This is a genomic window from Sphingomonas sp. (assembly GCF_031372575.1).
Classification (GTDB): Bacteria; Pseudomonadota; Alphaproteobacteria; order Sphingomonadales; family Sphingomonadaceae; genus Sphingomicrobium.
This window is the reverse complement of sequence record NZ_JANMLM010000058.1, coordinates 118,521-131,174: the sequence shown is the minus strand read 5'-3', so window position 1 is coordinate 131,174 and position 12,654 is coordinate 118,521. Positions and strand designations below refer to the sequence as shown.

Here is a 12,654-nt window from a genome sequence, read left to right as displayed (position 1 = left end):
CCCCCTTACGCATCATCTTGGACTTTGTGAAACGCCCGACCAAACTCGATCCGCCCGACTATCTCGCCCCATCGCCGCCAGTACCGGCGCCGAAGGAGGGGCTCGATGATCGCGGACCGCTCGACCCGACCCGCTATGGCGATTGGGAGAAAAAGGGAATCGCGTACGATTTCTAGTGGGCTTCGGCCCTTGGTGGCCGCGCCAGCAATGCTTCGAGTACCGCTTCGACACTCGCCTGACCTTTGAGCAACGCGTCGACCGCAGTGACGATCGGCATTTCGACCCCGGCGGCATCGGCGACGCGCTTGAGCACCGGGGCGGTGAATGCACCTTCGGCCACCGTCCGGCGATCCTCCATCAACGCGGCGGCGTCCTTGCCCACGCCGATCGCCTTGCCAAGCGAGAAATTGCGGCTTGCGGTCGAGGAGCAAGTGAGCACGAGGTCACCAAGGCCCGACAGGCCGGCGAGCGTCTCCCGCTTGGCCCCCATCGCCAGGCCGAAACGGGTCATTTCGGCGAACCCGCGCGCGATCAAAGCGGCGCGAGCATTCTGGCCGAGATTGCGGCCCTCGACCACGCCGCAAGCGATTGCGAGCACATTCTTGACCGCGCCCCCAACTTCGGCGCCGGCAACATCGTCGGTCAGATAGGTGCGAAACGTCGGCAACGCGATCCGGTCGCGCAATTTTTCGGCCAGCGAAAGATCATCGCAGGCGAGCGTGACCGCGGTCGGCAATCCGGCGGCGACTTCATGCGCAAAGGTCGGGCCCGACAGCACCGCGACCGGCGAGGTCGGGCAGACATCGCGCGCGACCAAATGGAGCATCTTGCCGCTGCTGTCCTCAATCCCCTTCGAGCACAGGATCAGCGGCATGTTGGGGCATGGGCTGCGCATCAGTACAGCGCGCATATGCTGCGCGGGGGTGACCACCAGCCAGGCATCGACGTTGGACAGATCGGAGAAATTGCTGGTCGCACGGATGTTCTTCGAGAGCTTGATGCCCTTCAGATAAACCGGATTCTCGTGGATCTTGTTGATCGCCGCCACGACGTCATCCTCGATCGCCCACAGCAAGGTTTCGCGACCACCCGCCGCAGCGACCTGCGCCAGCGCGGTGCCCCACGCGCCGCCGCCAATCACGGCTATTTTCTCAATACTCATGCCTTCGCTCCCGCGCCGCGAACTTTTTCTGCCATCTGGTCGAGCGGCCAACGCGCCCGCGCCGGAGCGTCGAGCCCGTCGATCATGCCCAACGCCAAGCGTTCAGCACCGGCCCAGCCGATCATCGCCGCATTGTCGGTGCACAGCCATGCCGGAGGAACGCTGAAGGCTCGGCCTTCCGCACTGGCCAAGTCGCCAAGTGCCGAGCGCAATGCGCCGTTGGCGGCGACCCCACCCGCGACGACCAAGGTCGGTGCGTCGGTCGCGGCCATCGCCACGCGGGTGCGGTCGACCATGCAGTCCATCACCGCTTGCTGGAAGCTGGCAGCGACATCGGCGGGGCGATGCTTGCCCCCCGCGACCTCGCGCTGGACCGCGCCTTTGAGTCCGGCGAAGGAGAAATGAGGCTCGCCGCTGCCGACCAAGGGACGCGGGAGCTTGACCGCTGTGGGGTCGCCGTCGCGGGCCAGCGCCTCGATCGCCGGTCCGCCTGGATACCCAAGGCCAAGCAGTTTTGCCGCCTTGTCGAACGCTTCGCCAGCGGCATCGTCGATGGTCGTCGCCAACCGCCGATAGTCACCGACCCCGCGCACTTCGAGCAATTGGCAATGGCCGCCGCTGGCGAGGAGCAACAAATAGGGGAAAGCCAGATCGCGATCGACGAGACGCGGCGACAGCGCATGGCCTTCGAGATGATTGACCGCGAGCAACGGCTTGCGCAGCGCGATCGACAGGCCCTTGCCGGCGAGCAAGGCGACCATCACCCCGCCGATCAGGCCGGGACCGGCGGTGGCGGCGATGGCGTCAACTTCACCGATGCCGACGTCAGCCTCGGCCAGCACCTGGCGGATCAGGCCGGGGAGGATGTCGACATGCGCGCGCGCGGCAATTTCTGGCACCACGCCGCCGAACGGGCGATGCGCGTCATCCTGCCCGACGACCGCCTGCGCAAGGATCTGCCGGTCACCGCTGACCAGCGCCACCGCGCTATCGTCGCACGACGATTCGAGTCCGAGGATGAGCGGCATGACCCTACCCCTTTGCCTTAACCGCTTGCCCTCGGCTAGTGCGGCGCGATGCAACGATTGATCACCCTTGGAACGCGCGGGTCACCACTGGCGCTGGCGCAGGCGCGCAGTGTCGCGGCAGCGCTTGAGACAGCGCATGGCTGGGCGACGGGGACGGTGGTCATCCGCGCCATCCGCACTAGCGGTGATAAGATCCAGGACCGGCCACTGGCCGACGTTGGCGGCAAAGCATTGTGGACCAAGGAGCTCGACCTGGCCTTGCTCAGCGGCGAAAGCGATTTGTCGGTCCATTCGATGAAGGATGTCGAAAGCGACCGGCCGGCAGCGTTGGTCATTGCGGCGATGATGGAGCGGGCCGATGTTCGTGATCGCCTGATCGGCGCGCGCTCGATCGAGGCGTTGCCCGAGGGCGCGACCGTCGGCACGTCGTCGCCGCGCCGCGCCGCGCAATTGCTCGCGCTACGCCCCGACCTCCATATCGAGCCGATCCGCGGCAATGTGCAGACCCGGCTCGACAAGATTTCGCGCGGCGAGGCCGATGCGACCATGCTCGCCGCCGCCGGGCTCGACCGGCTGGGGATCGAGGAAGGCGCGCCAGTGCCGATCGAAGCGATGTTGCCCGCGCCGGGTCAGGCGGCGATCGGGATCGAATGCCGCGCTGACGATACCGAAGTGCGCGCCTTTCTATCCGCGATCGATCATCGTGCGACTCACCGCGCGGTGTCGATCGAGCGGGCGTTTACCCGGGCGTTGGGCGGGACCTGTCATTCGCCGGTCGCCGCGCTGGCCGAGAATGGCGCCGACGGGGTGCGGCTGCGGGTCGAGATTTTGAGCGGCGACGGGAGCGAGCGGATCACCGAGGATCGGATTGTCGAGAGCGAGGATGACGCCGCCGCACTGGGCCGCGACTTGCTGGGCCGGGCGAGCGCTGCAACGCGGGCCTTGTTCGAATGAGCAAGGTCGTGGTGCTGCGGCCCGAGCCCGGCGCAAGCGCGACACTGGCGCGGGCCAAGGCAGTGGGGATCGACGCGGTTGCGATCCCGTTATTCGAGATTGCGCCGATGGCATGGGACATCCCCGAGGGGAGCGAATTCGATATGCTGCTGCTGACCAGCGCCAATGCAGTGCGGCACGGTGGCGCGGGGCTGACCAAGCTGCGCCACCTCCCGGCCTATTGCGTGGGCGAGACGACCGCCGAAGCAGCGCGCGATGCCGGGCTGACCGTGGCCGGGGTCGGGTTGGCCGGGGCCAATGCGCTGGCCACGCTGGTCCCCCAAAATGGTCGGCCGTTGCACCTCGCCGGGGTGGCGCATCGGGCTATAAGCGGGGTGCCCGCGGTGGCGGTCTATGACAGCCGCGCGATCGACCCGCCGCCGCCGCTCGCGGCGCTGCAGGGCGGGGTGGCAATGGTCCATAGCGCGCGCGCCGGGGCGCGGCTGGCCGAATTGGTGTCGGCACGAAGCAGCATCATGATCGCCGCGATCAGCCCGGCGGCAGCGGCCGCGTGTGGCGCGGGATGGGGCGGGATCGAAGCGGTCAAATCGCCGGAAGATGGCGCGTTGCTGGCCCTTGCCGGGGCGCTGTGGCAGAGTCGCGGCTGATGAATGCTCCGACCCCTGCACGAACGAATTGGGTGGCGACCTTGGCGTGGGTGATCCTGCTGCTGATGGTCGGCGCCGGGCTGAGCGTGTGGGGATTGTCGCGCTGGCAGGCCGGGGCGCGGTTCCTTGGCGTTGCGCCGACACCGCCCGCAGCATTGGCCTTGCAGCCAGTGGCGCGGGTTGCGGCACCAGTGGCGATCATCGCACCCGATCCAGCGGCCGCCGACCGATTCACGGCGCTGGAGACGCGGCTTCGCAATGTCGAAAATTCTACCCAGCGAACGGCCGGATCGGTCGGGCGTGCCGATGCCCTGCTGGTCGCCTTCGCCAGCCGTCGCGCGGTCGATCGCGGGGTCCAATTGGGCTATCTCGAGACATTGCTGGCCGAGCGCTTCGGCGGGCAAAGCCCGGTCGCGGTGGCGACGATCATTACTTCGTCGCGAAGCCCGGTGACGCTCGACGAACTAACCAATGATTATATCGCGCTCGAAGGCGAACTTCGCCGCGGCGCGCCCGACGAAGGACTGTGGCAGGGGTTCAAGCGCGAGCTCGGGTCGATTGTCGCGGTGCGGCGCGCCAATGCCCCGTCGCCCAAGCCCGAGGCGCGGTATGACCGGGCGCTGTCACGGCTCGAGCAGGGGCAGGTCGATGTCGCGCTGACGGAGACGATGCGGCTGCCCGGCGCAGCGCGCGCGGCACCGTGGATCGCCAAGGCAAGACGCTATGTTGCGGCCCATCGCGCGCTCGACGAAGTTGAAAGCTCGGCATTGCTGACCGGCGAGCGTTAAGCGACTGCTTCGATTCGTCGCTTTTGCGACTCGGCTCATCGCGTGAAGCTTTCGTTCAGCAAGCGAAGCGCATCATCATCATCGGATCAGGGTTTGAGGGGAAATGGGGTCATGACGTCAGTAATGCGTCGAGCATTGGTCGCGGTTGGAGCGATGGCTTGCGGCGCAGCGGCCGTGGCGCAACCCCGCGACCCGCTCGCCCCGCTTCCAGTGCAGCCACAAGATCAGCCGCAACCGCGCGCTGCGCCGCCACTGCCCCGACAATATCCGCCGAGCCTTGCGAACCGTCCCGCGCCCTACGGGCTGCGCGACACGGTCGACCGGCTGGGCCGAAGTTTCGACGGCCGGGCGGGGATTGCGATCATCAACTTGAGCGAAGGGTGGCAGATCGATTATAACGCCGGAACCCTGTTCCCGCAGCAAAGCTGTTCCAAATTGTGGGTTGCGATCACCACGCTCGATGCGGTCGACCGCGGGCTATTGAGCCTGAATGACCGGGTGACGCTGGACCGCGACGATCTGACCTTGTTCCACCAGCCGCTGGCCGCCAAGATTCGCGGCGGCGGACACACCACCACGCTTGGCGCCTTGATGTTCACCGCGATCACCGAGAGCGACAATACGGCCAACGACAAATTGATGCGCTCGGTCGGCGGGCCCGATGCGGTGCGATCGACGATCGAGCGCAAGGGGCTGGGCGCAATCCGCTTCTTCAATGGCGAGCGGTCGCTTCAGTCGAAGATCGCCGGGCTGACGTGGAGCCAGAGCTATTCAATCGGCGATGCCTTCTACAAGGCGCGCTCGGCCTTGCCGATGCCGATCCGCCGTGCGTCATTCGATCGCTATCTGTCCGATCCCTATGACGGCGCGGCGCCGCATGCCGTCGCAAGCGCGCTGGCCCGACTGAAGCGCGGTGAATTATTATCGCCCGCCTCGACCGCGCGAATGCTTAGCACGATGGGCCAGACCAAGACCGGCAAGGCACGGGTGCGCGCCGCGCTGGCGCCCGGCTGGAAGTGGAACCATAAGACCGGTACCGGGCAGGTGCTCAATGGCCGGATCGGCGGGATCAACGACATCGGCCTGCTCACCGCACCCGACGGAACGGTCTATGCAATGGCGCTGATGACCATTCCCAACCGATCGGGCGGCCAGGCGCAGGGGATGATGCAAGCGGTGACCAAGGCGGTGATCGCAGCGCATCAGCAGCAGCGTGGGGGATGAGGCCGGGCTTGCCGCAACTTGGGCTTGCGCCCATGCGTTGGGCAAGCTGGACGATCTAAGGACCAAGCCGATGAAGATGATCCTGCCATTGCTTGCGCTGCCGCTGATTGCCGGGTGCAATGCCTATGCCCAGACGCCGGGCGCGACAGGCGCGCAATCGACGGCGGCGGCGCGGCCGGGCGGGCAATGCTTTTACGCCAATAATGTCACCGGTTTTCGCCAGGGGCCGGGCGACACGATCATCGTCAACACCAATTCGCGCGATTATTATGAGCTCAAGACGCTGAGCTATTGCGCCGGGCGGCTCGATTTCGAGCATCAGATCACGCTTCGGGCGCGCGCCGGCGGGTTCATCTGCTCGGGCTATGATGCGGAAATCTACATTCCCGACGCGCTCGGCCCAACCTATTGCCCGGTCCGCGCCAACCGCAAGCTGACGCCCGACGAAGTTGCCACATTAAGGGCAACGCGCAAAAAATGATGAAGTGCTGGAGCGGGCGAAGGGATTCGAACCCTCGACCCCAACCTTGGCAAGGTTGTGCTCTACCCCTGAGCTACGCCCGCTCTGACGCTTGACCAGGCACATGTGCCGGTCGGGTGGAGCGGGCGCTTAGCATCCGCCCTGTAGGTCGGCAACCCGGTTTCGCCTTTCTTGGCCCGAACTCGACAAGCCACTGGCGAATGACCATATCGGCGATCAACGCCTGAGGAGATTTTAAGAGTGGCCAGTCTTGCCATGAGTGACGCCGAGCGCGAGGCGATCGCCGGGTTCGAGCGCGACATCATCACGCCGTCGATGACCGGGCTGGTGGTGCTTCAGTTCACTGCCACCTGGTGCGGGCCGTGCAAGCAATTGTCGCCGATCCTAGACAAGGTCGCCGCCGATTATGCCGCCAAGGGCGTGATCTTGAAGCGGATCGACGTCGACGAGGACAAGATCATCGCCGCGCAATTCAGAATCCAGTCGGTGCCGACGGTCTATGCCCTGTTCCAGGGCCAGCCGGTTGCCGATCTCACCCAGTTCCGAACCGAAGCGGCCATTGCCAAGGCGCTCGATCAATTGCTCGCCCAATTGCCGGTGAAGAGCGAGGCGCAAGACCTGAAAGCCGAGATCGAACCGTTGATCGCGATGGGCGAACAGGTGCTTGCCGAGGGCGATGCGACCCGCGCCGCTGGAATCTTCGCGCAAATCCATGACATGGATCCGGCCAATCCCGAGGTCATCGGCGGGCTAGTTCGCGCGGTGATCGCCGAGGGCAAGCCGGACGAGGCGCGGATCCTGCTCGACGCGATCGATCAGCAATCGACGGCGCATCCGGCGATCACCCGCGCCCGCGCGGCACTTGAAGTGGCAAGCGCGCCGGTGGCCGACATCGCCGCCGAGCAGGCGCGGATCGCGGCCGACCCCGACGATCATGACGCGCGGCTGGCGATTGCCAATGCGATGATGGCGTCGGGCAACCGCGATGGTGCGGCGGAGGAATTGCTGAATATCATCGGCCGCGATCCGGCATGGAACGAGGGCGCGGCCAAGGCGCGGTTGCTGCAGATGCTCGAGGCGGCGGGTTATGCCGACCCGTGGGGCCGCAGCATCCGGCGGCGGCTCAGTGCGTTGCTGTTTACATGAGCAAGCCGACCCGCATGCCGCTGTTTCCGCTGTCCGGGGCGATCCTGTTCCCGCGTTCGCATTTGCCGCTGCACATTTTCGAAGATCGCTATCGCACGATGGTCGAGGATGTGATGGCCGGGCCGGGCCGGATCGCAATGATCCAGCCAGCCGACGACAAGGCACCGCGCCTGTACCAGGTCGGCTGCGTCGGCGAATTGGTCGGGGTCGAGGAATTGGACGATGGCCGCTACAATATTATGCTGCTCGGCTCGCAGCGCTTCCGCCTGATCGCGGAGGCCGATAGCGGCACCCCCTATCGCCAGGCCGACATCGACACGTCCGCGTTCGACGATGACGACCCCGAGCCATTGTCGAGCATTCAGCGCGCCGAGGTCGAACGCGAGGCGCGGCGGTTCGGCGATTCGCTCAGCTTGGCGGTCGATTGGGACGCGGTCGGTCGGCTCGACGATGAAATGCTGGTCAACGCCATCGCCCAGGTCGCGCCGTTCGATGCCGGGGCCAAGCAGGCGTTGCTCGAAGAGGTCACACTCGCCGGACGCGCCGATCTGGTCGTGCAACTGATGCAGTTCCAGCGGTTGGCCCCGGGCGGCGCGGACATGACCCAGACGGTTCAGTAGCTAGATCGGCAATCCCCGCAGCAACAGGGGCAAGTCCCCAGTCGTCCCGCGCGCTTCGGCGGCCAGTCGGTCTCGCAACGGCGCGATCCGGTTGGTCACCGCCATCCCGAGGCGCCGCACCGCCGAGGGCAAGCGCCCCGGAATTCCGAACAAGCGCGAAAGCCCGTCTGTTGCCATCGCAACCATCATCATATCCAGCCCGCGCCAGCGTTCGTAACGGTCGAGCAATTGTCGGTCGCCAAGGTCGAGCCCCAATCGCGCGCCTTCTACAAGAACTTGCGCCAGCGCCGCAGCATCACGGAAGCCGAGGTTGAGGCCTTGGCCAGCGATCGGGTGAATGGCGTGCGCGCTGTCCCCGACCAAGGCCAACCGTCGATCGGTAATCCGCGCTGCATGGTGGAAACCGAGCGGGTAGGACGATCGCGGCGTGAGCATGCGCAGCGGGCCAAGAAAACCGCCCATCGCCGCTTTGGCTTCGGCGGCAAAATCCGCGTCGCTGAGCGACAGGAAACCAACCGCGTCGGCCTTGGACACCGACCACACGATGGCCGAACGGTGGCTGCCGTCGACATCGGCCATCGGCAGCAAGGCAAACGGCCCGCCGGGGTAAAAAATCTCCCACGCCACGCCGTCGTGCGGCAGCTCGTGGGCGAGGGTCGAGACGATTGCGGCATGATCATATTGCCACTTGGCAAGGCGGATCCCGGCGGCGTCGCGGGTCGCCGAATTGCGGCCCTCGGCGGAGACCAGCAACGGCGCGGTTATGGTTTCGCCACTGTCGCGCGTGACCGTGACGCCATGCTCGCCGCGATCGATCGACGTGACTTTGGACTGCCAGTGAAGGGTGACCAGTTTCGCCGCCTCGGCGCGGGCGCGAAGCGCTTGGCGCAAATTACGATTCTCGTGCATCCAGCCGAGCGGCTCGTCATCGCCTTCGGGCGGTTCGAACGACAGCGCGCCCGGCGCCAGCCCGTCGGCTACGCGGATCGAGCGGATCGGGCAGCCCGGCTCGAGCAGGAACGGCGCCAGGCCGATCGCATCGAACATCCGCCGCGACGAGGAAGAGACCGCGCTGGTCCGGCCATCGAAGCTGGCGTCTTTCCAGCTTTCAGGGTCGACCGGGTCGATGATGGTCGAGGAAAGTCCGCTCGAATCGAGCGCGGCGGCCAGCGCCAGGCCAACCAGGCCGCCACCAAGGATGATCACGTCGCTTCGGGTCATGGGCCACGCATTACTGGCAAGCGGGCCACACTGAAAGCCCCGTCGAGCGGCGCGCCGCCTGTTCTGCTTGACCCCCGACTCCCCGGCAAGGCATTGTGGCACCGACCAACACCCGGGGGACTGACATGGCGACCGCCGCCGAGCGGGCCCGCAAGCGCGACTTGGGGCCAGACTGGAGAGAAAAGCTCCGCGATTCGGTGCGCATGATGGCCATGCGGACGATCGGCGCGCTGCTGCTCGGCACCAGCATCGCCGAGGCAATTGCGCTCGCCACTCACGACAGCGTCGACCCGAGCTTTTCGACCGCCGCGGGGGGGCCGCCGGTCAATTGGCTGGGCAGCGTCGGGGCCTATTCGAGCGACCTGTTGCTGATGCTGTTCGGGATGGGCTGCGTGTTGTTGCTGCCGGTGATCGGGTTGGCCGGACTGCGGCTGATGCGCGGCGAGAGCGCAGGGCGGCTGGGCCGCGCCTTGTTGCTGTCGGTGCTGGGGATCGTGCTGGTCGGAATCGCACTGGGCCTGCTGCGCGGGTCGGCGGTGTCAGGGCTTCCGGCGGGCTGGGGCGGCGCGCTCGGGCTGGCGGGAGCGCGCGGGGTCGACAAGGCAATCGCGCTGATCGGCAATCCGGCGATCGAGGGCCCGCTGCATTTGACCATCCTCGCCTTGCTCGCGCTTGGCGGGCTGGCGTTGAGCTGGATCGCGCTGGGCCTTCGTGACGAGGAACGCGGCTGGTTCAGCGGATTGTTCGCGCGCGGTGAAAATCGCCCGGTCAAGCCGCCGCGCAAGACCGTCGAACGAGGCGACGCGCGCGATTCCGCCGCACTCCCGCCGCGATCGCGCCCAACCGTCGCGGTGACCGAGCCGTCGCGCGCGATCGCACCGGCGGTCAAGCCTAGCCCGCGCAAGGGCAAGGGTGGGCTCGGCCAGGCAAGCCTCGCGCTGGGCGATAATTATGCGCTTCCGTCGGTCGATTTGCTCAGCCCGCCACCGGCATCGGGCAAGAATGTGATCGATCGCGCCGGGCTGGAGCGCAATGCCCGCTTGCTCGAAAGCGTGCTCGAGGATTTCCACGTTCGCGGCGACATTGTCGAGGTTCGCCCCGGCCCTGTGGTGACGATGTACGAACTGGAACCCGCCAGCGGCATCAAGGCGAGCCGCGTGATCCAGCTGGCCGACGATATCGCGCGCAACATGTCAGCGCTGTCGGCGCGGGTTGCGACCATCCCCGGGCGCAGCGTGATCGGCATCGAGCTGCCCAACGTGAAGCGCGAATCGGTGGTGCTTCGCGAACTAATCGGGAGCCAGGCGTTCGAGGATCAGGCGATGAGCTTGCCGCTGATTCTGGGCAAGAATATCGCCGGCGACCCGGTCATCGCCGACCTCGCGCCAATGCCGCATCTGCTGGTTGCAGGGACCACCGGGTCGGGCAAGTCGGTCGGCCTTAACTGCATGATCCTGTCCTTGCTGTACCGCATGGGGCCCGACGAATGCCGGATGATCCTGATCGATCCCAAGATGCTCGAACTATCGGTCTACGAGGATATTCCGCACTTGCTCGCGCCGGTGGTGACCGAGCCCGGCAAGGCGATCCGCGCGCTCAAATGGACTGTCGAGCAGATGGAGGAGCGCTATCGGATGATGGCCAGCCTCGGCGTCCGCCAGCTGTCGAGCTTCAACCAGAAGGTGCGCGACGCCAAAGCCAAGGGCGCGCAGCTCGGGCGGCGGGTGCAGACCGGCTATAACGCCGACAGCGGCCAGCCGATCTACGAGACCGAAGAGCTGGAATATGACGTGCTGCCGCAGATTGTGGTGGTGGTCGACGAGCTCGCCGATCTGATGATGACCGCCGGCAAGGAGGTCGAATTCCTGATCCAGCGGCTGGCCCAAAAGGCGCGCGCGGCGGGGATCCACCTGATCATGGCCACCCAGCGCCCCTCGGTCGACGTCATCACCGGGGTGATCAAGGCCAATCTGCCGACCCGGATCAGCTTCCAGGTGACGAGCAAGATCGACAGCCGGACGATTCTTGGTGAGCAAGGCGCGGAGCAACTGCTCGGCAAGGGCGACATGCTGTACATGCCCGGCGGCAAGCAGATTTTGCGCATCCACGGCCCGTTCGTCAGCGACGACGAAGTCCGGCTGGTGGCCGAACATTGGCGCAAGCAGGGCGTCCCCGATTACATCCAGGCAGTGACCGAGGAACCCGAAGACGGCGGCTACATTTTCGACGGCCAGCCGGTCGGCGAGGAAGATGCCGAGACCCAGCTGTATCGCAAGGCGGTGCAGACCGTCGCCGAGAGCCAGAAAGCCTCGACCAGCTACATCCAGCGCCAATTGCGGATCGGCTATAACAGCGCGGCGCGGCTGATCGAGCGGATGGAGAAGGACGGACTGGTCGGCACCCCCGACCACGTCGGCCGCCGCGAAGTCCTGATCGACACCGAGGGGCATCCGATCTGAGGCGGGCGAATCGGGGTCGGCGGGCGATCTAAGCCTTAACCCCACGGAACAGTTGGGTTCACGCCGCATTCAAGGCTGCAACGCCAGTTAGGCGGCAACTTTCAGGAGAATATGTGATGACGTTTCCGACCCAGATCGCCCGTGCGCTTGCGCCGGTGGCCGCCGTGGCGATGCTCGCCGGGCCCGCCGCAGCGGCGACCAATGCCGATCTGGTCAAGGTCGAAGCGCATCTCGCCGCGACCCAGACCATGACCTCGAACTTCGTTCAAACCGATTCGAAGAACCGCTCGATCCGCGGCACGCTGCAGATCAAGCGGCCGGGGCGGATCCGCTTCGAATATGGCGGCGGCGCGAACATGCTGCTGGTCGGCAATGGCAAGACCCTGACCTTCATCGATTATGATGTCGGGCAAAAGTCGAGCTGGCCGGTCGACAAGTCGCCATTGTCGGTCTTGCTGTCGGGCAAGCCGGATTTGCAGCGCATTGCCACCGTCGTCGGGACAAAGGATCCGCGCGTGCTCCTGATCCGCGCGCGCGATGCCCGCCGCCCCGAATTCGGGACCATCCTGCTCGGCTTCGTGCGCAGTCCGGCGTCACCCGGCGGATTGCTGCTCGAAGGCTGGACCGCGATCGATGCGCAGAACAAACGCACCACGGTCAAGCTCGACAACCAACGCTACAATGTCGCGGTCGGCGAAGGCGCTTTCGCGTTTGTCGAACCCAAGAAGCGCGGTCGTTAAACCGCCGAAACGGGTAGCAAAGGAAAACCGTTCATCGCCGGGTCAGGCGCGGTCCACTAAGCCGGAGGCTGATCGCGGACATCCGCTTGGGGTTTCCCCCTGTTACCCAAAGCGTCCGTGATCACCTTGCGTGACGAACGCCAGGTTGGCCCTCGCTCCAATGCCCCCGGAGCGAGGGCCTTTC

Annotated in this window: 13 protein-coding genes and 1 tRNA gene; 10 read left to right on the top strand and 4 right to left on the bottom strand. The window is 66.0% G+C overall.

Going from position 1 to position 12,654, the window contains the following annotated elements; all coding sequences use genetic code 11:
• Nucleotides 1-26: 26 nt before the first annotated feature.
• The gene (locus RMN73_RS05310) at nucleotides 27-176 is read left to right on the top strand and encodes a DUF1674 domain-containing protein (protein ID WP_309602266.1); all 150 of its coding nucleotides are present in this window, start codon (nucleotides 27-29) and stop codon (nucleotides 174-176) included.
• Here RMN73_RS05310 and RMN73_RS05305 read toward each other — a convergent pair.
• Both RMN73_RS05305 and tsaD read right to left on the bottom strand, forming a co-directional pair.
• Nucleotides 173-1,162, bottom strand: a complete 990-nt coding sequence (locus RMN73_RS05305; protein ID WP_309602265.1) for an NAD(P)H-dependent glycerol-3-phosphate dehydrogenase — start codon at nucleotides 1,160-1,162, stop codon at nucleotides 173-175. The genes RMN73_RS05310 and RMN73_RS05305 overlap by 4 nt on opposite strands.
• The gene (gene tsaD, locus RMN73_RS05300) at nucleotides 1,159-2,190 is read right to left on the bottom strand and encodes a tRNA (adenosine(37)-N6)-threonylcarbamoyltransferase complex transferase subunit TsaD (RefSeq protein ID WP_309602264.1); all 1,032 of its coding nucleotides are present in this window, start codon (nucleotides 2,188-2,190) and stop codon (nucleotides 1,159-1,161) included. The genes RMN73_RS05305 and tsaD overlap by 4 nt, the downstream gene beginning before the upstream one ends.
• Before the next feature lie 48 nt (nucleotides 2,191-2,238).
• Here tsaD and hemC point away from each other — a divergent pair, with 48 nt between their 5' ends.
• The 5 genes from hemC (at nucleotide 2,239) to RMN73_RS05275 (ending at nucleotide 6,284) form a co-directional block, all read left to right on the top strand.
• A complete protein-coding gene (gene hemC, locus RMN73_RS05295) occupies nucleotides 2,239-3,144 on the top strand; it encodes a hydroxymethylbilane synthase (RefSeq protein ID WP_309602263.1) in 906 nt (301 codons plus the stop codon).
• The gene (locus RMN73_RS05290) at nucleotides 3,141-3,791 is read left to right on the top strand and encodes a uroporphyrinogen-III synthase (RefSeq protein ID WP_309602262.1); all 651 of its coding nucleotides are present in this window, start codon (nucleotides 3,141-3,143) and stop codon (nucleotides 3,789-3,791) included. Before hemC ends, RMN73_RS05290 begins: the two co-directional genes overlap by 4 nt.
• Entirely contained in the window at nucleotides 3,791-4,579 is a 789-nt protein-coding gene (locus tag RMN73_RS05285; RefSeq protein ID WP_309602261.1) for a hypothetical protein, read from the top strand. Before RMN73_RS05290 ends, RMN73_RS05285 begins: the two co-directional genes overlap by 1 nt.
• Before the next feature lie 123 nt (nucleotides 4,580-4,702).
• Nucleotides 4,703-5,803, top strand: a complete 1,101-nt coding sequence (locus RMN73_RS05280; RefSeq protein ID WP_309602260.1) for a serine hydrolase — start codon at nucleotides 4,703-4,705, stop codon at nucleotides 5,801-5,803.
• Nucleotides 5,804-5,873: 70 nt separating this feature from the next.
• On the top strand, nucleotides 5,874-6,284 hold the full coding sequence (locus RMN73_RS05275; RefSeq protein WP_309602259.1) for a DUF6491 family protein: 411 nt from the start codon (nucleotides 5,874-5,876) through the stop codon (nucleotides 6,282-6,284).
• Nucleotides 6,285-6,292: 8 nt separating this feature from the next.
• Here the strand turns inward: RMN73_RS05275 and RMN73_RS05270 are convergent.
• Nucleotides 6,293-6,367: transfer RNA gene (locus tag RMN73_RS05270), tRNA-Gly, on the bottom strand.
• 157 nt (nucleotides 6,368-6,524) lie between these two features.
• Between RMN73_RS05270 and RMN73_RS05265 the strand changes: the two genes are divergently transcribed.
• The gene (locus RMN73_RS05265) at nucleotides 6,525-7,430 is read left to right on the top strand and encodes a tetratricopeptide repeat protein (RefSeq protein WP_309602258.1); all 906 of its coding nucleotides are present in this window, start codon (nucleotides 6,525-6,527) and stop codon (nucleotides 7,428-7,430) included.
• Nucleotides 7,427-8,050, top strand: a complete 624-nt coding sequence (locus RMN73_RS05260) for an LON peptidase substrate-binding domain-containing protein (RefSeq protein ID WP_309602257.1) — start codon at nucleotides 7,427-7,429, stop codon at nucleotides 8,048-8,050. The genes RMN73_RS05265 and RMN73_RS05260 overlap by 4 nt, the downstream gene beginning before the upstream one ends.
• Here RMN73_RS05260 and RMN73_RS05255 read toward each other — a convergent pair whose 3' ends face one another.
• Nucleotides 8,051-9,271, bottom strand: coding sequence for an FAD-dependent monooxygenase (locus RMN73_RS05255; RefSeq protein WP_309602256.1), 1,221 nt, complete (start codon nucleotides 9,269-9,271; stop codon nucleotides 8,051-8,053).
• Between the two features lie 125 nt (nucleotides 9,272-9,396).
• On the opposite strand from RMN73_RS05255, the gene RMN73_RS05250 reads away from it, so the two are divergent.
• Together RMN73_RS05250 and RMN73_RS05245 are read left to right on the top strand one after the other, a co-directional pair.
• Nucleotides 9,397-11,730: a DNA translocase FtsK 4TM domain-containing protein gene (locus RMN73_RS05250; RefSeq protein ID WP_405051533.1), complete on the top strand. Its 2,334-nt coding sequence runs from the start codon at nucleotides 9,397-9,399 to the stop codon at nucleotides 11,728-11,730.
• Nucleotides 11,731-11,846: 116 nt separating this feature from the next.
• Nucleotides 11,847-12,470 carry an outer membrane lipoprotein carrier protein LolA gene (locus RMN73_RS05245; RefSeq protein ID WP_309602255.1) on the top strand — a complete coding sequence of 208 codons (624 nt, stop codon included), beginning with the start codon at nucleotides 11,847-11,849 and terminating at the stop codon, nucleotides 12,468-12,470.
• The last annotated feature ends 184 nt before the right edge of the window (nucleotides 12,471-12,654 follow it).

Excerpts from the sequence above, each read along its gene's own strand:
- RMN73_RS05305 (WP_309602265.1), bottom strand. The coding sequence starts at position 1,162 with ATGAGTATTGAGAAAATAGCCGTGATTGGCGGCGGCGCGTGGGGCACC.
- tsaD (WP_309602264.1), bottom strand. The coding sequence starts at position 2,190 with ATGCCGCTCATCCTCGGACTCGAATCGTCGTGCGACGATAGCGCGGTG.
- hemC (WP_309602263.1), top strand. The coding sequence starts at position 2,239 with ATGCAACGATTGATCACCCTTGGAACGCGCGGGTCACCACTGGCGCTG.
- RMN73_RS05290 (WP_309602262.1), top strand. The coding sequence starts at position 3,141 with ATGAGCAAGGTCGTGGTGCTGCGGCCCGAGCCCGGCGCAAGCGCGACA.
- RMN73_RS05285 (WP_309602261.1), top strand. The coding sequence starts at position 3,791 with ATGAATGCTCCGACCCCTGCACGAACGAATTGGGTGGCGACCTTGGCG.
- RMN73_RS05280 (WP_309602260.1), top strand. The coding sequence starts at position 4,703 with ATGCGTCGAGCATTGGTCGCGGTTGGAGCGATGGCTTGCGGCGCAGCG.
- RMN73_RS05275 (WP_309602259.1), top strand. The coding sequence starts at position 5,874 with ATGAAGATGATCCTGCCATTGCTTGCGCTGCCGCTGATTGCCGGGTGC.
- RMN73_RS05260 (WP_309602257.1), top strand. The coding sequence starts at position 7,427 with ATGAGCAAGCCGACCCGCATGCCGCTGTTTCCGCTGTCCGGGGCGATC.
- RMN73_RS05255 (WP_309602256.1), bottom strand. The coding sequence starts at position 9,271 with ATGACCCGAAGCGACGTGATCATCCTTGGTGGCGGCCTGGTTGGCCTG.
- RMN73_RS05250 (WP_405051533.1), top strand. The coding sequence starts at position 9,397 with ATGGCGACCGCCGCCGAGCGGGCCCGCAAGCGCGACTTGGGGCCAGAC.
- RMN73_RS05245 (WP_309602255.1), top strand. The coding sequence starts at position 11,847 with ATGACGTTTCCGACCCAGATCGCCCGTGCGCTTGCGCCGGTGGCCGCC.